18 protein-coding genes are annotated in these 22,062 nt (G+C 60.3%); 6 read left to right on the forward strand and 12 right to left on the reverse strand.

All coding sequences use genetic code 11. The annotated features are described in order from the left end of the window. Positions 1 to 328 precede the first annotated feature (328 nt). On the forward strand, positions 329 to 1,939 hold the full coding sequence (locus F0184_RS11375; protein WP_150496302.1) for a peptide chain release factor 3: 1,611 nt from the start codon (positions 329 to 331) through the stop codon (positions 1,937 to 1,939). 585 nt (positions 1,940 to 2,524) lie between these two features. Beyond that, positions 2,525 to 3,916 carry a diguanylate cyclase domain-containing protein gene (locus F0184_RS11380; protein ID WP_150496303.1) on the forward strand — a complete coding sequence of 464 codons (1,392 nt, stop codon included), beginning with the start codon at positions 2,525 to 2,527 and terminating at the stop codon, positions 3,914 to 3,916. Positions 3,917 to 3,963: 47 nt separating this feature from the next. Here the strand turns inward: F0184_RS11380 and minE are convergent, their stop codons facing one another. The 3 genes from minE to minC all read right to left on the reverse strand — a co-directional run bounded on the left by minE (position 3,964) and on the right by minC (position 5,892). Next, positions 3,964 to 4,227: a cell division topological specificity factor MinE gene (gene minE / locus F0184_RS11385; RefSeq protein ID WP_150496304.1), complete on the reverse strand. Its 264-nt coding sequence runs from the start codon at positions 4,225 to 4,227 to the stop codon at positions 3,964 to 3,966. Further along, a complete protein-coding gene (gene minD, locus F0184_RS11390) occupies positions 4,224 to 5,045 on the reverse strand; it encodes a septum site-determining protein MinD (RefSeq protein WP_150496305.1) in 822 nt (273 codons plus the stop codon). Before minD ends, minE begins: the two co-directional genes overlap by 4 nt. Positions 5,046 to 5,106: 61 nt before the next feature. Then, the gene (gene minC / locus F0184_RS11395; protein ID WP_150496306.1) at positions 5,107 to 5,892 is read right to left on the reverse strand and encodes a septum site-determining protein MinC; all 786 of its coding nucleotides are present in this window, start codon (positions 5,890 to 5,892) and stop codon (positions 5,107 to 5,109) included. Between the two features lie 291 nt (positions 5,893 to 6,183). Between minC and F0184_RS11400 the strand changes: the two genes are divergently transcribed. Then, the gene (locus F0184_RS11400; RefSeq protein ID WP_150496307.1) at positions 6,184 to 7,383 is read left to right on the forward strand and encodes an FIST signal transduction protein; all 1,200 of its coding nucleotides are present in this window, start codon (positions 6,184 to 6,186) and stop codon (positions 7,381 to 7,383) included. Continuing rightward, entirely contained in the window at positions 7,383 to 8,801 is a 1,419-nt protein-coding gene (locus F0184_RS11405) for a sensor histidine kinase (protein ID WP_150496308.1), read from the forward strand. Before F0184_RS11400 ends, F0184_RS11405 begins: the two co-directional genes overlap by 1 nt. 317 nt (positions 8,802 to 9,118) lie before the next feature. On the opposite strand, the gene F0184_RS11410 is transcribed toward F0184_RS11405, so the two are convergent. From F0184_RS11410 to F0184_RS11435, 6 genes are all read right to left on the reverse strand, one after another. Then, positions 9,119 to 11,071 (reverse strand): sensor histidine kinase, encoded by a 1,953-nt coding sequence (locus F0184_RS11410; protein ID WP_150496309.1) that lies wholly within the window; start codon positions 11,069 to 11,071, stop codon positions 9,119 to 9,121. Next, positions 11,056 to 11,931, reverse strand: coding sequence for a phosphate/phosphite/phosphonate ABC transporter substrate-binding protein (locus F0184_RS11415; protein ID WP_206668338.1), 876 nt, complete (start codon positions 11,929 to 11,931; stop codon positions 11,056 to 11,058). The genes F0184_RS11410 and F0184_RS11415 overlap by 16 nt, the downstream gene beginning before the upstream one ends. Before the next feature lie 101 nt (positions 11,932 to 12,032). Further along, entirely contained in the window at positions 12,033 to 13,238 is a 1,206-nt protein-coding gene (locus F0184_RS11420) for an HD domain-containing phosphohydrolase (protein ID WP_172972078.1), read from the reverse strand. Then, positions 13,235 to 14,248, reverse strand: a complete 1,014-nt coding sequence (locus F0184_RS11425) for a response regulator (protein ID WP_150496311.1) — start codon at positions 14,246 to 14,248, stop codon at positions 13,235 to 13,237. The genes F0184_RS11420 and F0184_RS11425 overlap by 4 nt, the downstream gene beginning before the upstream one ends. A gap of 180 nt (positions 14,249 to 14,428) precedes the next feature. Continuing rightward, positions 14,429 to 15,418 (reverse strand): DNA-binding response regulator, encoded by a 990-nt coding sequence (locus tag F0184_RS11430; protein ID WP_150496312.1) that lies wholly within the window; start codon positions 15,416 to 15,418, stop codon positions 14,429 to 14,431. A gap of 102 nt (positions 15,419 to 15,520) precedes the next feature. Then, positions 15,521 to 17,509 (reverse strand): putative bifunctional diguanylate cyclase/phosphodiesterase, encoded by a 1,989-nt coding sequence (locus F0184_RS11435; protein WP_150496313.1) that lies wholly within the window; start codon positions 17,507 to 17,509, stop codon positions 15,521 to 15,523. A gap of 265 nt (positions 17,510 to 17,774) precedes the next feature. Between F0184_RS11435 and F0184_RS11440 the strand changes: the two genes are divergently transcribed. Together F0184_RS11440 and F0184_RS11445 are read left to right on the forward strand one after the other, a co-directional pair. Further along, positions 17,775 to 18,668: an HD domain-containing protein gene (locus F0184_RS11440; RefSeq protein WP_172972080.1), complete on the forward strand. Its 894-nt coding sequence runs from the start codon at positions 17,775 to 17,777 to the stop codon at positions 18,666 to 18,668. 140 nt (positions 18,669 to 18,808) lie between these two features. Further along, a complete protein-coding gene (locus F0184_RS11445) occupies positions 18,809 to 20,026 on the forward strand; it encodes an AGE family epimerase/isomerase (RefSeq protein ID WP_150496315.1) in 1,218 nt (405 codons plus the stop codon). Between the two features lie 198 nt (positions 20,027 to 20,224). On the opposite strand, the gene F0184_RS11450 is transcribed toward F0184_RS11445, so the two are convergent. Genes F0184_RS11450 through F0184_RS11460 form a run of 3 tightly spaced genes read right to left on the reverse strand, consistent with a single transcriptional unit; the run spans position 20,225 to position 22,047 of the window. Next, entirely contained in the window at positions 20,225 to 20,665 is a 441-nt protein-coding gene (locus tag F0184_RS11450; protein WP_150496316.1) for a DsrE family protein, read from the reverse strand. Positions 20,666 to 20,689: 24 nt separating this feature from the next. Continuing rightward, positions 20,690 to 21,679 (reverse strand): SLAC1 anion channel family protein, encoded by a 990-nt coding sequence (locus F0184_RS11455; RefSeq protein WP_150496317.1) that lies wholly within the window; start codon positions 21,677 to 21,679, stop codon positions 20,690 to 20,692. A gap of 8 nt (positions 21,680 to 21,687) precedes the next feature. Then, positions 21,688 to 22,047 carry a DUF5368 domain-containing protein gene (locus F0184_RS11460; protein ID WP_150496318.1) on the reverse strand — a complete coding sequence of 120 codons (360 nt, stop codon included), beginning with the start codon at positions 22,045 to 22,047 and terminating at the stop codon, positions 21,688 to 21,690. Positions 22,048 to 22,062 lie beyond the last annotated feature (15 nt).

Raw genomic sequence — 22,062 nt, forward strand, 5'->3', positions numbered from 1 at the left:
GAAACAGGTTACTATCACATCACATTAGAAGTAATTCCAAAACACGTGCACCTCCCCATCCCAGATGGCCGGGCGATGAAAACCGCCCGGCCGATCCTTTTCGGGCCAGCCTTTTTCAAGGCGCGGCTCCTTCCGGAGATGCCGTCCCGGGCTTTGGGCCTCCAGCCTTGAAAATCGGCTCTGGAAATCGCGCGGATTCCCTTTTATGGCTTGCGCTGACGGTAACAGTGTATCCGCCTCAGCGACGGCATTGCGCACGCGTCCCGATCCTTGACAAATCAGAGAGATCGAAGCGACGCGAACCCGCGGGCGGACCAGGGAGAACTTCATGTCAGCTGCCAATGGGCTGAATGGCGAGGCGCCTTACGCCAAACGCCGGACCTTCGCGATTATCTCGCATCCGGATGCGGGCAAGACGACGCTTACGGAAAAGCTGCTTCTGTCGGGTGGCGCGATCCGTGCCGCCGGTCAGGTCAGGGCCCGCGGTGAACGCCGCCGCGCCCGGTCGGACTGGATGAAAATCGAACAGGAACGGGGCATTTCCGTCTCGTCCTCGGTCATGACGTTCGAGCGCAATGGCATCATCTACAACCTTCTGGACACCCCGGGTCACGAAGACTTTTCCGAAGACACCTACCGCACGCTGACGGCCGTGGACGCCGCGATCATGGTCATCGATGCCGCCAAGGGGATCGAGAGCCAAACCCGCAAGCTTTTCGAGGTCTGCCGCCTGCGGGACATTCCCATTATCACCTTTGTGAACAAGATCGACCGGGAAGGGCGGCATGCCCTGGAAATACTGGACGAGGTTCAGGAGGCGCTGGCGCTCGATGTTTCGCCCATGACCTGGCCGGTGGGCATGGGGTCGGACTTCTTCGGGGTCTATGACTGGCAAAAGAAGCTCTTCTACACTTCGGATGGCGAACGCGGCGGCGCTTTCACACAAACCAAGACGGTCTCCGGCCTGGACGATCCCATTTTGACCGGCACCGTGTTCGACCGCATCATGGACGAGTTGCAAGAAAATGTGGAACTGGGCGCTGAAGGCTACGCCGCTTTCGACAAGGACGCCTTTCTGGAAGGCCATCTGACACCCGTTTTCTTCGGCTCGGCCCTTCGCGACTACGGGGTCGAGGAACTTCTTGATTTCATCGCCGCGCATGCACCGGCCCCGCATTCCCAGGCTGCGACCGGGGGCCGGACGATCATGCCGGAAGAGGACAAGGTCACAGGATTTGTCTTCAAGGTGCAGGCCAACATGGACCCGAAGCACCGGGACCGGATCGCCTTCGTGCGCTTGTGTTCCGGCACGTTCAGGCGCGGCATGAAGCTCAAGCATGTACGGGCAGGCAAACAGATCGCCGTCTCGGCCCCGATCTTCTTCTTTGCCGAGGAACGCGAAATCGCCGATCTCGCCTATCCGGGAGATGTCATCGGCGTTCCGAACCACGGCCAGTTGCGCGTCGGCGACACACTGACGGAAGGCGAGGAGATCCACGTTACCGGACTGCCCGCCTTTGCACCGGAAATCCTGCGCCGGGTCCGTTTGTCCGACACGATGCGGGTCAAGCAAATGCGCCAGGGCTTGCAGGATCTCGCCGAAGAAGGCCTGGTCCAGATCTTCAAGCCGGATATTGGCTCAAACTGGATCGTCGGTGTCGTGGGCGTCCTGCAATTGGATGTGGTTGTCGACCGGCTGAAGGCCGAGTACGGAACGGAGATCGGTTTCGAGGCCGTCAACCTCTCCACGGCGCGCTGGATCGAGACTGATCAGGCCACGCTCCAGAAAATGATCGAAGCCCATCGCATGTCGATCGCCAATGACCGCGATGACAGGCCGGTGTTCCTGTTCAAGAATGCCTGGGAAGTCGGTTACATCACGGACAAGTATCCAGACGTGACGTTTCGCGAGACCCGCGAAATTGTCTACGAAGCCTAGAGCAATTTCAGTAAAAGTTGGAGACTTTTACGCTCGCGAAATCGCGTAAAACAGGAACATAGAGCATTTCAAGTGATTCAGATTTCACGAGAAATGCTCTAGATCAGCGTCAAGGCGGCCGCCGGTCATCCCCGAGCGTCCGCCACGGCGTCAGCGCCTTTGGGCCATCGCCCGTTTCCGGAGCGCTGCCCCCGCCCGGGGACCGGCCGCCATTGCTGCGCTTGGGCACAGGCCTTGCCTGTTCAGGGAAATCAATCCGGCCCGCCACATGGTAGAATTACCAGTATTCCTTAAGGGAATTCTACCCTTTCCCTTCACACTTCATGAACCAAAACGTTGAGTTATCTAATTATTCAACTGGAGATGGAATTTTTTCATCAATATTTCGGTTGTTTTGAATAACGTTCTAGCCGGACCGCCCCCTGGCGGATACCGTTTTGAAACCGATCCAGTCGAAGCAACGTGAGCATCTGTTTGACGACCAACCGGACATTGGCAGGTTCAAAGGCTTCTTTGCCATTTCTTGCGCATCCCCCCGATATCCTGCCCCAGACTTCGCCCAAAAAACGCATCTCCGGGTTGTTCATGCCGTTCTGGACGGTGTTTGCCCTCGGCGCTATCGGTTTGCTGGCCTTCGCGACAATCCTGATGATGTCCCTCGATCGCCAGGCGGTCGCAACATCGAAACAGATATTCACATCAGCCATTGCGGACCAAAAACACAGTCTTGCAAACATCGCGATGGAATATGGCTTCTGGGACGCCATGGTCGAAAACACGGTCTTCGAGCTGGATCCGGAGTGGGTGAAAAACAACGTTGGGACCTATATTTACGATCAACTCGAACTCTATGGAATGCACGTTCTCGACGGCCAGAACCGCACCCGCCTGTCCCTCGTCGAAGGTGCGTTTTCCGATGCCGATCCCACCGCTCTCTACGGCCAACAGCTTTCGGTTCTGGCGGCCCGGGCCCGAGACATTGATCACGATGCGGACCCGATCGCCGTGACGGCGATCATGGGTGACCTGGCGCGATTGTACTTGGTCGCCGCCGTCCGGCTGACGACCTATGAATCCACGACAAAGATCGGCACGGATCACGTTCTGATCGTCAGCCGGGAACTGCATGGACAAGCCCTGTCCGATCTCGAAGCCCGATACGATCTGCCAGACCTGAACGCGGCCGACGAACCGGCCGGTCCATTTGACGCTTCTTACGAAATCCGCGGCCCTGACCGGGCGGTCCGGGGATACTTTGTCTGGAGGTCTCCCCTGCCGGGCTCGAAGCTGCTGCCGTACATTGCCGTGACGATCATATTGATCTACACGGCCATGTTTCTGGCGGCCCGAATGTTCCTGCAACGCACTGGAACGGTCGTCGCAGCGCTGGAGAGCGCGCAGATCGAAGCCCGGACAGCAAACGAATTGCTCGCGCAAAAGCTGCTGACGGATCCCTTGACCGGACTTGGGAACCGGCGCGCCCTCGATCAGCAGCTGAACGATCTGGAAAACAGCTCTCCGTCGGACAATGGCGCGGCGCTGCTCTATGTCGATCTGGATCACTTCAAGGAAGTCAACGATACCCATGGCCACGAGACCGGCGATGCGGTTCTGCAACACACGGCCCAAAGCCTGAAGCGGCTTGCGCCGGACGCCTCCGTATTCCGGCTGGGAGGCGATGAATTCGTCATGATCTTCGACGACAAGCCGCGAAACGCGGTGGAAGAGGTCACGGCGAAGATCGTCTCGGAGCTTCAAAGGCCGCTGATCGTGGGGGACCGGACCTGCACGTTCGGCGCAAGCATCGGGATCGCCTTTCAGGCCGACTCAACCAACCTGCTCCGCCATGCGGACAACGCGCTTTATGCGGCAAAACGAGACGGCAAGGGACGCTATGTGGTTTACGATCCCAATCGCTCTTCGCGGCCGGCCGGTTCACAGCCGGCCCGGGCTTTGCCACCTGGACGATCCGCGTAACGGGCACCGGCCCCGCCAGTCGCGACAAGCCGCGATCCCGGTATCGCTCAGGATGCCTTCTTTTCCTGAGGCAGTTCGATATCGATCCCCAGCGTCATGACGTCGCCCGTGCGATCCATCTCCAGCCGCACGGAATCGACATCGATATCGACCCGCCGCTTCACCACTTCGAGAATGTCCTCGCGCAAGGAGGAGATCAAAGCGGCATCGGCCCCGTCGTTGGTCCGTTCATGGGCAAGCAGGATCTTCAGGCGGTTTTTGGCGACGGTGGCGCTCTCCCCGCGGCGGCCAAAGAGGTTGAGGAGGTTCATGCCGCCCTCCCTTTGAACAGCTTGCCGAACAACCCTTTTTTCTCGCTCGGAATCGTGACCGGGAGATCCTCGCCAAGGAGACGTTGCACGGCCTCCGTATAGGCCCGCGCCGGGGCGCTGTTTTCATCGGACATCGTCACCGGCATGCCGACATTCGAAGCCTTGAGAACGTCCTTGCTTTCGGGCACGACGCCGATCAGCGGAACGGAGAGAATGTCCACCACGTCGTCCACCGCCAGCATGTCGCCCGACTTTGCCCGCTCGGCATCGTAGCGGGTAATCAGCAGGTGCTTCGGCATCCGCCCGCCCTGCTCTGCCACGGCGGTCTTGGCGTCCAGAAGACCGATGATCCGGTCACAGTCGCGGACCGACGAGACTTCCGGATTCGACACGATGATCGCCTCGTCGGCATAGCGCATGGCGAGCGTGGCGCCGCGTTCAATCCCGGCCGGGCTGTCGCACACGATCCAGTCGAAATACATCCGCAATTCGCTGACGACGCTGGCCACGCCCTCATCCGTCAGAGCGTCCTTGTCACGCGTCTGGGACGCGGGAAGAAGGTAGAGGTTCTCCAGACGCTTGTCGCGCACCAGCGCCTGCTTGATGGTCGCCTCACCACGGACAACGTTCACCAGATCGAACACGACCCGGCGCTCCGCCCCCATGATCAGGTCGAGATTGCGCAGACCGACATCGAAATCGACCGCACAGACCTTGTATCCCTGCTTGGCCAACGCGGTTGCGATCGCGGCCGTCGATGTGGTCTTGCCGACGCCGCCCTTGCCCGATGTAACCACCAAAACCGTGGCATTGCTCATGATATGATCCTATGTTTCTGGGGCTGCCGGAGACGGGACTTGGGAAGAGCCCCCACTCTGGTCAGCCCAGTTTTTCAAACACCAGCGTTTCGTCTTCAAAACGGATCTGGGCAGGCGTGTTCATCCAGGCGTCCTCGAAATCGTCGGCGACCTTGTAAAGACCGTTGATCGATACGAGTTCGGCATCCAGCTTGCCGCAGAAAATGCGGGCGTTCTCGTCGCCCGCAACGCCGGCCAAGGCGCGGCCCCGCAGCGCGCCGTAAATGTGTATCGACCCGCCCGCGATCACCTCGGCTCCGGAACTGACAGACCCGATCACCGTCACATCCCCGCCCGGGTGCATGATCCGCTGACCGGACCGGACGGGTTCGCTGATGACAATCGATGACCCCGATCCAAAGGATTCGCCAGACGCGCGTTCCCCGGCGAGGGCCGTTTTGCCGTCCAAAGGCTCTGCAACTCCGGAGCCCGCTTTTTTTCTAGGGGCAGGTTGATCCGCGCCGTCTCCGGATGCACCGTTCTCAACGTCTCCAGCCGGAGCGTCGGGCACGCTAACGTCGGATGTCAGGCGGCCTCCGGAAAAGCTCGGCGGCATTCCGGGTTTCAGCCGGCTTCCCGCCACGCCGTCGATGCCCATCACCCGGATCGTGCGCTGCGCCATTCCGTCCAGAATGGTCTCCAGATCTTCGATCGCGATTTTCTGACCCCGGACATCCAGAATGATCGGCCGGTCGATGAAAAAGCCAGGCGAACGCGCAATGATGCGGTCGATCTCGCCAAACCATGCATCCAACGGCGCATCGGGCGTCAAAACAATCGCAATGAAGGACTTGCCCTTGAATTTCATGAAAGGGTTCGAAGCTCTCGCAAATCAGATGATAATTTCGTTAAAACTAACATCAGGATGACGCCATAATGGGGCGCCGATCGGTTTTCCACTGATATAAGCGACAATAAACACCGGGATCCGGCAGCAAATGTCGCCTTTGGCGGGGTTTCACCGCCCAAGGCCGGCCAACAAGGCGCATGGCCGTGACGGCATTTTCGCAGGGGAAAGGACACTCATCCCCATTTGGGAATAGTTGTTTGCAGTCCCACAACTATTTTGCGGCAAACTGGTTCAGAGTTGGAGGATTCCGTGACCCGCATCGCAACCGGCTGCAGTGCCGACCCAGACACGAATACCGCCGTGCAGGCCTGCCTCGACACGGTCCTGGATCAGTTGTCCGGTGAACCGCATTACCTGATGGTTCACGCGAATTCGGCCTATGACCGCGATCACCTTCACAAGGCCCTGCGGGAGCGGCTGCCGGAAACCTCCATACATGGAGCCACCTCCTGCCTCGGGGTGATGACCGACAAGGCTCTGTGCAATGCACCTGCCAACGGCATGGGTGTTTGGGCCGTGACCGATGACGGCGGCGACTTCGGCACCGGCATGGCCGAGATTGGCGAAAATGCCCGGCAATCGGCCGCAAACGCCGTCCTCAGCGCTTTGGCGGACGCTGGCCGGACTGGGGAAATTCCCCAGATCGTCTGGATCAGCGCCTCACCGGGACAAGAGGAGGATATTCTCGCGGGAATTCAGGATATCGTTGGAACCGATGTCGCCATTGTTGGTGGCTCGGCCGCCGATGACGAGATCGCCGGCCAATGGTGGATGTTCACACACCAGGGAACCTGCTCCTCTGGGATTGTCGTCAGCGTGCTGTTTACCTCCTTCTCGATCGGGACGGCGTATCACAGCGGATATAGCCCTTCGGGCAAGCATGCTGTCGTAACCAAGGCACACGGGCGTATTGTCGAAGAACTGGATGGCAGGCCGGCCGCCGAGGTCTATTCCGAGTGGACGGGTCAAACCTTTGCCACAAGCGGAACCGATCCGGTCAATGTGCTCGGCTCGACCACACTGCAACCGCTCGGGCGCGAGCGCGGAAATCTCGCAGGTTCTCCCATTTATATCCTCAGCCATCCGGAAACCGTGCGCCCGGATGGCAGCATCAGCCTGTTCACCGACATATCGGTTGGAGATGTGCTCCATCACATGACCGGAACGGTGGAATCGCTGATCGAGCGCCCGGTGAACGTGTGCGCGTCCGCCATGGAAATGGCTGAACTGGATCAGGGCGATATAGAGGGCGGGATCATCGTCTATTGCGCGGGCTGCATGCTGACCGTCCGGGACCGGCTTCCCGAGGTCCGTGACAACCTCTTGAAAACATTGCCGGGCGTGCCGTTCATCACGACCTTCACGTTTGGAGAGCAGGGGCCCGTTCTGGATGAGGTCAACCGCCACGGGAACCTCATGATTTCCGCGGTGCTCTTGGGAGATCATTGATGACCGAACGGGCCGCGGACCTCCGCGATTCGCTGGTGGAACTGGACCGGCTGCGGCGGCGCGAGGTGCTTCGCCGGCGCGAGAGCGAAAGCATGCTTCAGGCGCTCAAGGTTCTCGCCGACCAATCCGATGATTTGCAACTGCCGGCCGCGATGCTGGCAGCGCTGCGGGACATGTTCGCCCTCGACGGAGCCGCGATCCTGAAGGACATCGGCGCCATCGGGCTGTCGAGCGCTCAAGTCCCGGAAACCAGAGCGATCCAGGCCCTTCCCGAGCGCACCTGTTTCGCCGTTTGGCGAACGCTCCCCGAATTCAAAAGCTATATCAGCAAGAACCCGCGGCTCATACCCGACAGCCGCAAGGTGCCCGCTCTGGCCGAAAGACTGGAAAATCACGGCTCTTACATGCTCGGCGGGCTGAACGTTTCGGAAGACCGGGCGTTGATGGTGGTGTACCGCGCCGCCGCCCGCGACAGCTTTTCACCGGACGAACTCGGCCTTTTCCGGCGGATCCTGCCTCTCGTCGAACAGGCCCTCGTAAGGCAGCGGGAGCGCATCGTACGGGACCGGCTCGAGCACGAATTGCGCGAAAAGCAGAAAATGGAAAGCCTCGGAACGCTGGCCGGCGGCATCGCGCATGAAATCAACACGCCGCTCCAATATGTGACATCCAATCTGAGCTATCTCGATGAGGCGGCGCGCAAGCTGCTCGCCTTCGCGGAGAACCTGAAAAAGCTGGCCGAGTATCCGCCGCGCACCCAGGGCCTTCACGATCAGATCGAGCACCTGAACGATCTTTGGGAGGAAATCGACGGCGATTTCCTGCGCGAGGACCTTCCGGACGCCTTCGAGCAATCGCGGGACGGTCTGGACCGTATCAGCCGGATCGTGCAGGCGATCCGCGAGTTTTCCCACCCCTCCTCGGACCAGGAGGGGGACATCGATCTGAACCATGAGGTTGAAACCGCTCTCATCATTGCGGGCAACCAGTGGAAGCACATTGCCGAATCAACCACTGACCTGGATCCGTCCTGCCCGCAGATTTTGGGCGCCTCGGACAATATTCGCCAGGCGCTCGTCAACCTTCTCGTGAACGCGGCCCATGCCATCGAGGACCGGCTTGCGTCCGGCGACAAAACCCCGGGCCTGATCCGGATCGGCACCCGCGTGTCGGACGATAGCGTTATTGTCTCGGTTTCCGACAACGGAATCGGCATGAGTGAAGACGTGCGGCACAAGATCTTCGATCTGTTCTTCACGACCAAGGCACCGGGGCGGGGCACAGGTCAGGGGCTGGCGTTGTGCTACACCATGATCCAAAATCTTGGCGGCCGGATCGATGTGAAGACGGAAGAAGGAAAAGGCAGCTGCTTCTATTTGCATCTGCCTCTGAAAACCTGCGGAACCGAAGCCGCCTGAGAGGGGCAGTGCTGTCAACCGCGGGTGTAGGCCGGCGGCTTGACACGTCCGGGCAAACCCGCAGGCCGGGATGCAAGTCCGCTCATTTTCCAGACCATTTTTCCCAGACGATTTCTGAGACGGCCGGCCGTGAACTTCCGGTCGTTCTGTCAACGCGCCTCCGTGGCAGCGTTACATGGCGGGAGATTGACGACCAACGCCCGGACCGATGAAGCCAGCTATCGCTGCATGAAGTGCCACATTTTTCGAACCTTCAGGCCCGGCCGCGGCAGGCCCGGCGGTGATGGGCGATCTCCCACTGGATGACCCCGCCCCCCTCAGGCGGCCTTGCCCGCGGATGGACTTGCGTGTTCGGCGACCAACGGCTCCACCGGCAATTGAATGGTGAATTCAGCCCCCTTGCCCGGTGCGGAGCGGACGCTCAAACGGCCCTTGTGCTTAAGCTCAACGATTGATTTGCAGATCGACAGCCCCTGCCCCGTGCCCTTGCCGGGCGCCTTGGTTGTGAAGAACATGTCGAAGATCCGCCGGGCCGTCGCCGCGTCCATCCCCGGGCCATTGTCGATCACCTTGATAAAGCAACTGTCGTGCGTTTTGGAGAGCTGAACGCGGATTTCCCCTTTGCCGGTCTCGTAGTCGTGGGTCTGTGCATATTCGCCGATCGCATCGGCCGCGTTCACGATCAGGTTGATCACGACCTGCGAGATGTCGCCCGGGTAACAGGGGATGGTCATGTCCGGCTCGCTGGCCTCGATCTTCAGATCGGCGGCATGGCGCCATTGCGAGCGGGCGACCGTCGCTGCGGTTTCCACCAGCCGCTCCAGATCAACCTCCTGCTTCTCGGAATCGTCCGGATGCGCGAACTCCTTGATTGAGTGGACGATTTTGCCGATCGACGCCACTCCATCGCCCGCCTCCGAAAGCGCGGCGGGAATCTCTTCCTTCAGGAACTCCCAATCGAGTTCCTCAAGCTCGGCAAGAACGCCGGCCCGGTCAAGTTCCGGCAGTTTGTCGACAAACCCCATCACGTCCTCGAAGGCGCCCCGCAGAAACTTGAGATTGTCGCCGATGAATTGTGTCGGAGTGTTGATTTCGTGAGCGACACCGCTGGCCAATGTGCCGAGCGACTCCAGCTTGTGCGTCTCCATGAGTTCTTGCTGCAGGAGCCGGTTCTTCTCATTCGCCTGATAGAGCTCCGTCACATCGGTATCCACCATGACCATCCCGCCAGAGGGCACCGGCCGCTGGGTGTGCATCATCACTCGGCCGTCGGGCCACGCGCTTTGCCATGTTTGTTCCGTTTGCGTCTCGAAACGCTGCAAACGCTCCTCGAGCAGTTTCTGAGCCGATTCCCCAATCGACGACGGCGCGTTGGCGACAAGACGTAAAACCACATCCTGAAAGGCGCAGCCGGTGACCGGATTATCGGAAAAGAGACCGTAAACGCTCATGGCCGTCCGGTTGACAAAGGTCAAACGCCCGTTTTCGTCGGTAATGAAAACCGCCTGCGGAACGCTGTTGATCGCGTTGTGCAGCAAGCTTTCGGCGAACAGCCGGCGGGCCTCCGCCATATCGCGCTCGCTTTCCGCCTGATCCGCGTATTCCGCCAGGGCGCGGGACATCTGGTTAAAGGCATCCGCCGTCACCGCCATCTCATCCTTGCCATTAATCTCGATCTGATAGCCGAAATCACCCGCCGCAACTTTCTGGGCGCCGTCCTTCAACCGGTAGAGGTTGCGGGTCAGGAAGGACCCGAGCAAGAATCCGAATACCGCGACAAGCACGACAACAGCGGCCGCGATGGCCACCATACGCTTGGTTCCCGCGGCCAGAACATGGTTCAGCACATCCGTGGACAATCCGATGGCGACAGTTCCGAAATTGGCGCCGCCGACGAGGATCGGGGCCTGGATATCGATCCTGTCGTCATCGGCTGCCAGGTTCTGCTCATTCTCAAACGGCCGGGACAGCAGGACCGAGGTGTCTCCCCCCTCCGACAGAACCAGACCGTTGTTGTTGCGGATCTGAATGTAGAGAAGCCCCTCGTTGTTGAGGCCTTTCTCGACCAACGCATCCAGGGTCGCAAGGTCAAGCGAAACGACCGCATCGGCTGTCATGGATGCCAGCAGTTCCACCGTGGTCTCGGCCCGGGTCATCAGTTCGCGTTCATTGGAACTGCGGAGATCTTGAAGGCTTGTCACAATCATGAACCCAAGAAGAACGACTTGGATCAGTCCCACGCCTAAGAAGGTTTTCAGCCGGAATGACATTGGGATGCTCCTTCAGACCGGATGTCGGTTTGCTCCTTGGAGAGGTTCAGCGCGCGAACATCGTCCCAGTCATCGTCGCCGGCCCGCACCACGCCCTTCATGGCCAATCCCTCCAGAATCCGGGTGTCATCGAACCCGGCCATAACTTCTGCGAGATGGTCAACGACCTCGGGATCGACGCGAGGCGCGGCCGCAAACGCATGCGGGGTGTATGCAGCCGTCTCATGGAACACGTGCAATCTCGATTTCAGGTCTTCCGGAAGACTTTCGAAGGTCCGCAGCACACCACCGCCGGCCGGGAACAGTCCGATGTCCACCGCCCGGTAGACCGAATCGTGAGATTTCACATAGACCGGCTCGATCTCGATCCCCAGAGCAGCCATTTCCGCGCGCGGCAGCACGCTCGCGCCAAATGCGGCGGGGGACGGAAAGGCTACTTCGGCCTTGTTCAAATCCTCCAGGCTCTGGATGCCGCTGTCCCGCCGGGTCACCAACACCCCTTTCAGGGCCTTGTCCGCCTGCTTGGCGAAGGCGCGATATCCGGACGTGTCGTGGAACGCGACATAGTGATAGGGGTTCATGTAGGCGATGTCATAGGCGCCTTCCAAAAGGCACAGCTCGAATGTCGGTATATCCTTGGCCGTCGCAAAAGTGATCGACAAGCCCGTGCGTTCCTCGAGCGCGTTCAAGAACGGCACCCACATTTCCGCAAGCCGGGTGGCCGATTGTTGGGGAACCACCCCGAAGAACAGCGTGTCCGCCCGTGCCGGAAGGCTCGAGATCGCCTGAAGGCAGGCGGCCAACATCAGCCCAAGAGAGAACTTGGCGCCAAAACGGGATTTCGATCGAACTCGCAACATGGTCTCACTTCCGGTCTTGATGTCTACTATGCCCGCAAGGCACGCAGGAAAAACTCCTATCCGGGACCACAGTCGCAACAACGTTCCCACAAGGTGAATATTTAGCCAACGGCGCGCTGCGGAACGGTATTGAGGGGCGCATCCACGTCCCGCCAGATCTCGAACTCCAGATCCGAAGCGGAGATGGAATTGAGCATTTTCAGTCGCTTGAGCGTCACCGCGCTGATCTGGTTCCCGGCAGCGAGCAACAGCCGGCCCGATGGGTCCCTGATCTCGCGCGCGAGCGTATCGCCAGGCGTCAAATGGTCGACGCCAACCTTGTGCCGCGCTGACCCGAGGCCGGCGGAAAAGCGTTCGTCGCCGCCCAGGACACCGCAAATGGCCTCCCAGATCAGCGGATCATACCGGGCCATTTTCGGCTCCAGCAGAGCGAGACAGTCCCGGAACACCGGTTTCTGACCCGCCGAGACTTCCGCCAGATCGATCAAGGGACAAAGGATCCGCGCGGCTTCGGGCAGCGCGTCACCGGCGATCTCATCGTTCGGGAAACCACTGCCGTCAAAGCCTTTCCGGCAGTATTTGATGGCCTCCGCGACCCCTTCCATGCGTGGAATGGGCCGCAGGAGATCGCTGGCTTGCGAGAGCGCGCTTGTCACGAGTTCCCGTTCATCCCCGGACAGATCATCACCACTCAAATAGCGGTCGGCAACAAAGTCGGGAAGCGTCAGGCAGCCCAGGGAACTCAGCATGCCCGACACGCTGATCTCGAGAGAGGCATCGGAAGCAACCACCTTGCCGACCTTGCGGGCCCATCGGTGCATCAAGGTCGCGCGTTCATGAGCCAGCGGCCTTGAGACGGCCAGGACTTCGACAAGGACCTTGATACTGGCAGACAGGGACTGCTCCAGAAGTTCCCGCTCGCCGACCAACTCCTGATGCCTCTTCAGGCTGTCCTCGATGGTCTTGATCAGAGTATCTGAATTGCAGGGTTTTGTGATGAACCGGAAAATGCTTCCATTATTGACAGCATTCACAGCGGTCTTCGGGTTGCCATCGCCTGTCAACATCACCCGGATAGTGGCCGGATTTTTCCGCGCAATCAGGCTCAGCAGCCGGATGCCGTCCATTCCCGGCATGTTCTGATCGCTGACAACGACCGCAAAAGGCCCTCCCTGCCGCATCTTTTCGAGCGCATTCTTTGGGCCATCGGCCAGAACGAGGTCGACAACCCCGCGCAGCGTCCTGCGAACCGAACTCAAGATGTGGACGTCGTCATCCACAAACAGCACTTTGCGGTTTTCTGTCATGCAGCAACCTCCATACCCTCCGGCCGGCTGGAACGGACTGCCTCGGCGATCAGCTCTGGCCATCTGGTAAATTCCGCATTGGGCTCCAAGAGGCTGAGAGTCCGCAATGCGGAGGTCAAAACCTCCGGCAGACCAAACAAAACGGAGACATAGGCGGCGCGCCGGGCCACGTGTCCCAGGGGCGCCTCGGGATCGACCACCGTCGAGCGAAGGCAAAGGCCGGAAATGTAAACGGCGTTCACCTCGTCCGGTGTCAGATCCAGTTCCTCGGATGCCTGAACGGCGGCGTTCGCCAGGGCGGATGCCGTGCCTGGCGCCACCGCCTCGGGCAACCCGTCAGGGGCCGGCTGCCCGAGGCGGTTGACCGATTCCAGCTCCGCCAGGCGTTCCAGGCCGATATGAGACACAGCCCGGCGGATGCTGCAGGTCGAAATCGAACGCTTGAAATAGGTCGAATTCGCCATCTGCAACACGCGCAAGGAAAGGCTCGGATCCCTTTTGACGATGCCCGCGACATCATTCACCGTCGCGGTCTCGTCGCTCAGCTTTGCTTGCAGTTCCCCCAGCAGGAAGGCCGGCGTGTGCAGATTGTCGAGCAAGGCCATTCCGCCTCCGCGGAGCAGGTCCTCATCGCGCCCGCGCGCCTCGACAACCTGCTTTATGACAGAGATCAGGGCATCCGGCGTGCAAGGCTTTGCAAGGAAGCGATGACTGCGGCCGACGATGCGGTAAATCTCGTCGAGCTTGGCTTCACCGGACAACACGATCCGGATGATTTCGGGATGATATTCGGAAATCCACTCGAGCAGGCGCGTTCCGTCAACCTCCGGCATACGCATGTCCGTAACGATCAAATCCACACGTTCTCTGGTGATGATCTTGACCGCCTCGACTCCTCCAGCGGCAAAATGGAGTTGCCAGTCGTCGCGGAATGCGCGGGTGTGTCTTTTGACACCGCGAAGGATCAACGGTTCGTCATCTACGAAAAGAACGCTGATTTTGTTTGTCATTGAACACGCCTCGGTCAGATCGTCATGATTATGACTTGATGTATCGTGACCGGAGTGAGGCGCCCATCCCCATATGGGTACGACTCAACCTCACCGTCGAAATGTGCGGGGTCCGGCGATAACCCTGCGAGAAAGGAACCGGGTCGGATCGTCGATGGAGCCCGCCTTGGCCCCGTTCTTCTAGCCGGTCTTGCGGCGCGCCCGGATCAGACTGGCCGGCGTGCTCAGAATAAGCTGCACCAGATCGACCTGGCGGTTCACGCCCGTCTTTTGAAAAATGCGCTTGAGGTAGGTCCGCGCGGTCTCGACCGTGACCTTGCTGCTTTTGGCCGCGGCTTCGATGGTTCCACCACATGCAATTGTTTGAACCAGCGCCGCTTCAACACGGGTCAGCCCAAACAATTCCACAAGACTGTCAACCGACGGAGGCTCGAACCGGTCAGGTGCCGACAACAAGATCGCAGCACGCCCGGCTCCAAGCGGCATGACAACAACCTTCAGCTCGTCGGCTTCGTGGTCATCCAGCAATTTCACAAAGCGCGGCGCGATGTCAGCGGACTGGATTGCCGAGTCAACGGCCTTGCTGAGCGCGTCTTGGCCCTTGGCGGTCTTGACCCGCAAATGTCCACGCGGATCCAGAACCACAAGACTGCTCGACTTTGCCAATTCATCGGCGCTGTCATTCAAATAGGCGACTTTGAGGTCCCGGCCGACAACGACCACCGCAGCCGACAAATGCGCCAGGGCCGCGCTGGCCAGATCGCCCGGATTGTCGCGGGTCAGATTCACAGCGGCCAAGGCGGCATCGATCGCCTCCACCAGATCCTCGGTGCTGGTCGGTTTGGTGAGGAACCGGAAGACCCCGGCCGAATTAATGGCAGTCATGGCCGAATCCAGATCGCCATTGCCGGTCAGAAGAATGTACTCGGTGTGGGGCGGACCAAACTCCTGGATCTGCAGGATCATTTCGAGCCCGGTCAGGCCGGGCATGCGCAAATCACTCACCACCACATCGAAGGGCTGCTCACGGAACCGCTCAACGGCCGCCACCGGGTCGCTTTCATAGTGCATGGACCAACGTCCCGACTGGGCACGCAACACGCGCCGCAGGGAACTGAGCATTCGCTCTTCATCATCCACAAAGAGGATTCGGGATATCGACTGGTCCATGGGCCCGTCTTAGCACCAAATGTGTAAATCAATCCTCCACACGGGATGGGCCGACGGCCCTGTTGCTGGAAAATCGCCGGCACTGCCGCTGCGTTGCTGGGCCTAATGAAGGCTTGGTTCCAACGGCTCCTCCAATGACCGCGACGTGAGAACGAAGGGGGATGCATTCAGGTCCTCAAATGACATTGGCTTGCTGTAGAAATACCCTTGGGCAACCTGATAGCCGAGCGCCGCGAAGACATCGCGCTGATCCGCGGTCTCGATCCCCTCGACCGTCAGTCGCGCGTCCATCGTGTTGGCAAGCGAGCGAACGGTCTCGACAATCGACCGTGCACGATCATTCGCTATGGCTTTTGCGACAAAGCTTCTGTCGATCTTCAGTTCGTCCCAGTCGAACTCGGTCAGATAGGACAGGGCGGAATAGCCCGTGCCGAAGTCATCGAGAGAGATCGCAACCCCCATCGCCTTGATCTGCTCCAGCGTTTGGCGCACGCGTTTCGTATCGCCGATAATGACGGACTCGGTCACCTCCAGCTTCAACCGGTCCGGCTGAAGGCCGGTTTCGTCCAAAACCTCGCGGGTGAAGCGGGGCACATCGTCATTCAACACCTGCAGAACGGACAGATTGACGGACACGGTTGGGCGTCCCCGCATGGATGCCGCATCCTGGCAAGCCGTGCGCAATATGTGACGGCCGATATCGACGATGCCGCCGGCGCTTTCCGCGGCCGTGATGAACTCAAGCGGAGGAATCATGCCAAGCTCAGGATGTTTCCAGCGCGCGAGAGCCTCCATCCCGACCATCTTTCCGCTCTTCATGTCGAACTGGGGCTGATAGACAGGATAGATATCGGCGTTGCGGATCGCGGTCTTGAGGTCTTCCTCGATCCTCCGGCGGCGGCGCAGTCCGGCCCGCAAATCAGGGGTGAACTGGACCAGGCTGCCTGATTCCTTCAACCGGGCTTCATGCAGTGCCAATTCAGCGTTCAAGGCAAGATCCCGATCACTGATACCGCCCTTAGGAGCCAGCGCCAGCCCGGCACTTCCCGACAAACGTGCGCTCATATAGGCGTTTTTCTGCGGCGCCTTGATCACTTCAAGCAGCAAAGCCGCAGTCTTGCTCAACTCGGACGCACTGCCCCCGCCCCGCAGGAGAGCCATGAATGTCGTGTTTCCGGTGCGGGCCAGCATGTTGCGCGAATCCAGAGCTTTCAGGCTCATCGACAACCGCTCCGCCACACATTCGAGAGTGCTGTCCCCCACCTGAAACCCGTATTGCTCATTGATCTGCTTGATGCCGTCGATTTTGAGCGCGACCAGCGCGAACCGCTCCGCATCGTCCACCGCCTCAAGCGCATCTGAAATGTTACGCATGAAGGCGTCGCGATTGGGCAGCCCTGTCAAGCGGTCATGATCGGCTGCGAACGCCGCCTTGTCAGAGTGTTCAGCCGCCTTCCGCCTGATCCGGCTCATGGCAGCGGACTGATAACCGGTCATCAGGAAGAATGCCGCCGCGATCCCCGCAATACCGAGAGCCAATCCCATCTGGATGTCCGCCTCGCGCATCAGGACGGCACGGGTCTGGTTCCGGCTTTCCACCAGGGCCGTATCCATGGCAATGGCGAGCGTCATGTCCTGCGCGTCTATGCGCTCCATGGCGCTGGCAAGGCGCCGTTTGGAATGTGGCGCCTCCAGATGAACGATGGGGTGCCGCAAAGCCTTGACCTCTTGCAGAACCCGCGCGACCTCCGTGCCAGCCGCATGGACAACAGTGGAGGAACCGTTGGTCAACAGCATCTCAACGGCACTCGTGCAGGCGATGAACTGCTGAAAGGCGTGCTGCACATCCGCGATGTGATCGGCCGACCCAGGCGTTGCAAAAAAACGGGTGACGGACAGCTGAAACGCGGCCAGTTCACGGCGCACGTCGGCGATCATGAGGAGCGCCTCCTGGTCGTCAACCTTTTCGATCGCTATGTCGGCAGCGTCATAGATATAGGCTCGGCCGAGAAACAAACCCGCCGCGCCGAGCAAGAGCACCAGCCCAAGGGCCTTGATCGGCCGGGTCAGCAGCGTGGTGAAACTCAACATGGTCAAAACCTTCGGATCTGGCGCCCGCGCGGGCTTCACCCCATGCACAGGCTTTGGTCAATGCCGTCAAATTATGTAAAATCCCACAGATCGATATCCTCATTTGAGGACGTTCTACCTGACCGGCCCGGCATGGTTGAGAAAAGCCTAATGCGGGTATCGCGGGGTTTTGCTGGTGGCGGAATGGCCAACCCGCCCCAAGCGAAACCATAGCGCGCATGGGATGTTCACGGAACGGACACCGATCTGTCTTACGCTCGCGGGCATGAACAAGGACGTCCTCCTCCTGACCCAGGCGCTGGCCTTCGCCGCCCGTGCGCACTGCAACCAGCGCCGCAAGGGCCCGGCGCAGGAGCCCTATATCAATCATCTGATCGAGGTCATGGACATTCTCGCCGCTGCCACCGGCGCCGAGGACACCGAGTTGCTGGTGGCCGGCCTTCTCCATGACACACTCGAAGACTGCGATGTAGGCGAAGCGGACCTCACCGCGCAGTTCGGGGAGCGCGTCAACCGCATGGTCCGGCAGAACACCGACGACATGTCGCTGCCAAAGGCCGAACGCAAAGCCCGCCGCATCGCGGCCATGCTCGAAAAGCCGGCCGACAGCCGGATGGTGAAACTGGCCGATGTGATTTCGAATATGCGCGCCGTGGCAAGTTCACCGCCGGCCGGCTGGACGCAAGACCGAAAACTTGCCTATCTGGCCGATTGCCGCGCCTTGCGCGCGGCGGCACGGGGCACCCACACGAAACTCGAAGAGATGTTCGACCACACCGCCTACACGGTCGAGGCTGTCTTGAGCGGAAAAATCGACGGTGAACCGGCAGGGCTCGAGGAACACCACCTGGATCACAGGATTGGCGACCAGGTGCACAAGGTCTATCTTGCCAACACGCGGATTGAGACCTTCGATACGGCGCTGGTCGAGCGGTTCGCCAAGGCCATCGCCGAAACCTTCCCGACCGTTGTCGTTCAGGAAGCCCACGGGTTTTACGATGGCGTGATGCGCCCGATCCTGATTGCCCGGTTCCGGGCGGGGGAACCGGATGAAGTCGTGTCCCTGGCCCAAAGGCTGTGCCTCGCCTTTCATCAACGGTTCATCGGCATTGAAGTGGGCGGCCGGTATATCCGCGTCCATTCCGACGACACGGGCTGAGACCCGGCCCGCGGGCTCGCACGGGGTCCGTGCCAGAAATTCGAAAATTCGGAAATTCGTCTTTCGCGGTCCCTCCATCCATCCTGAATGGTGCATGCGCCGGTTTTTTGGTATGAGACCCGACGCTCAGGAGCCCTTGCATGACACCCGACCAGGCGCCCGATCTGGAAGCCCGTTTCCAGCAGGACATTTCCAACCTAATTGGTTGGCTAAGACGCGACGCGTTGCCTTTATGGTCCAAGGCTGGCCGCAACGCCGATCATGGCGGCTATGTCGAGCGGCTTGACCAGGGGGGCAGACCCTCTTTGAATGATCCCGTGCGTTCGCGCGTGCCGCTGCGCCAGCTCTATTGCATGGCCAAAGCCGGGACCCGCGGTTTTCTGGGATCCGGAGACTGGGCAGCCGCGTGCCTTGCGGATCTGGCCTGGTTCGAACGGGTGTTTCGCCGCAAGGACGGCTTTTTCGGGAACCTGGCGTCCTCCGATGCGGTGCTGATCGATCCGAGCTTCGATCTTTACAATCAGGCATTTGCCCTTTTCGGCTATGCCGCCGCTGCCCGGGCGATCGAGAGCGCGCGCGGCGAACTGGAACACCGCGCCCTTGGCCTTTTGCATGCCTTGATCCAAGACTACAAACACAAGGTCGCGGGATTTGAAGAAACTGTTCCGCCGTCGGCGCCGTTGCGATCCAATCCTCACATGCACATGCTGGAAGCCTGTCTGGCCTGGGAGGAGATATCGGACACCCCGGATGTATGGGTCCGGCTGGCCGACGACATCGTCGCGATGGCCTTCGACAGACTGATCGATCCCGAAACCGGAGCCCTGCACGAGTTCTTCGATCGCCAGTGGGTTCGTCTCACGGGAGAAATGTGCGCCGTGGAACCGGGTCACCAGTTCGAGTGGGCCTGGCTGATCTGGCACTGGGCCACCCGCCGGGATCAGCGCGCAGCCCACAATGTCGCGTCGCGGCTGTTCCAGATTGGCCGTCAGAACGGGGTCTGCCCGATCCGCAAGGTGGCGGTCATGCGCTTGAACGGCGATCTTTCCATCGCAGATCCGGTGGCCCGGCTCTGGCCGCAGACCGAATGGCTGAAGGCAGCCTGCACTCTGGCGCGCACCAGCCACGGGGAAGAACGGCAGGCCTATCTGGCAGAGGCCCGGGCCGCGTGCCACGCGCTGAGGCTTTTCCTGGAAACGGACACTCCCGGCCTGTGGTTCGACAAGATGATGCCCGATGGGAGCTTCATCGCGGAACCTGCCCCCGCCAGCAGTTTCTATCACATCGTCTGCGCCATCTTCGAAGCTGCCGATACGGCCGGACAGCTTGAGCGGCGACTGCACGGGTCGGCAGCTTGATGAGATTTCCCGGCCGCCGCCACTGAAGGCAACCCCGCGGGTCCGGCGGCCGGATCGACCGGACTTGGAACGGCTCCCGGCCAGATCGAAGCGGAACGCTCCAATCTGACTGGAAAAATGCTCACCCTTTTAAGGTGTTGAAGCATCTTTGGCTGCTTCGATTGATCGCGAAGCGATCCAACCTTGCCCGGAGACCCTCTAGAAGGACATGACCCGGGTATCGTCCGCCATGATGGACTCCGCCATTTCGGGTGGTTTGGCCACAGTGACGCCATCCAGCAGCGCCTCCGGACCGGTGCCCTTGTTGGGCAGATAGATCGCACAGACCTCGACCTTGCCGCCGGCTTGCATGATCTTTTGCATCAGCCCCTGGGGGCTCATGTCCCTTGGTGCCTGACCGGCGGTTGCGCTTGCCGGCGCGTCTTTCAGCGCCAAGTCCCCGGCCGGACCGCACAGGAGGATCTGGGCGGACGCGTTTTGCTGGATCGCCTGCATGGTCAGGACCATGGCCATCAGTTGGGTCTGGGGCTCGGGTGCGGTCAGGATCGTGACCAGCTTGTCCGGCCCGTCGGCCTTTGCCGGTGCCAGGGCAAGCAATGCGCTCCCCACCAGGGCGGCTGCGAATGTCTTCAGGTTCATCGTTTTCTCCTTTTCAAAGAGGGGTTATTCCGGAAGGCAGATTTCTCTGCGAAGGATCGCTTTGCCGGTTCGCACCAGAAGAAGGGCAATGATCGCAATCAGCAAAGCCAGCACCAATGTCCCAAGCCCGCGGTAAGTCGCCGACCCGGTCTCCTGGGCATGAACGAAACTTGCGATCGAAAGCGCTGCGACGGGGAAGGACAAAGCCCACCAGGACAGCGCAAACGGGATGCTTCGGAAACGCTGGGCCTGCGTCACAACAATCAGGAAAAAGACATAGCCCAGGCTGAGGAGGATCTGCCCGAACGGTCCCGGGTCCGGCACCAGATGGCTCCACGCCACATAGGCGACCGCCGGCGGGGCGATCAGGATGGTCAGGGTCGGCACCAGCCGTCCGGGCAAGGGGTCATGAAAGACCAGGCGGTTCATCACCAGGGTCAAGAGTACAAGCCAGAACAGAAGGCCCGCCGAGAAGAACAGCCAGGACAGATCGGTATAGCCCAGTTCGACCCCGGCTATCGGCACGAGCACATTCCCGACCGCGGGGATGAACCAAGCCGGTGACAAATGCGGTGTCTGGAAGGGCCGGTGGCTGATCCAGCTTCCGATCACGGCCAGCGACAAGACTCCTTGGACACTGACGCCAATCAGCCAAATGGCCTCGGCCGCGACCGGGGAAATCGGCAGCAGCGCTGTAGCCAACAGGATCGTCGAGATGGAGATGGCCGGGAAGAAGGCAACCTTGACCGGATGGTTCCACTCGGCAACCACGGCAGACGGCATGCGGATCGCCTTGGCCAGATAGCCAACCGCCACAGCGGCCAGCAGCAGACAGGAGACGAGCAGGGCGAACCCGGACACCGTTGCGGGAAAGCCCCAGGCGCGCTCTGCGCCGCGCAAAGCCAGCGTCAATCCCAACATGCCCATGCCGATGGCAAAGAAGGTGACCGGATAGTGTTCCAGACGGGTCAATGCCCCGTCTGGAACCTGGGTATCGGGCGTGGTGGAGGACATGGGTCTTCTCACCAGCGCGGTTGGGGTTTGCCACGGATCAGGGACTGAAGCGTGTAGACCAGGATCGCCATTCCGATGGCACCCACCACACCGACAGCAAGATACACGATCACGTCGATCGGACCGCCCAGATCGCTGATGCCGGAGTGGGTCATCACCTGAACAAACCAGATCGCGGCCACGGCACCGACCGGCATCGACAGTTGCGCCAGAAGAAACTTGCGCATGGACATGGACCGGTCACGGATCAGGACATAGAGATAGGCGGCGGTGATCGCCACCGCGACAAGCACCATGGCCCAGAACACGAAGGGTCCGAAAACCTCTTCGAAAACGGCAATCATCATGCCGGGTGTCAGCTCTTTCACGGATCTTTCCTCCTC

Source organism: Roseibium aquae (assembly GCF_008711285.1).
GTDB lineage: Bacteria > Pseudomonadota > Alphaproteobacteria > Rhizobiales > Stappiaceae > Roseibium > Roseibium aquae.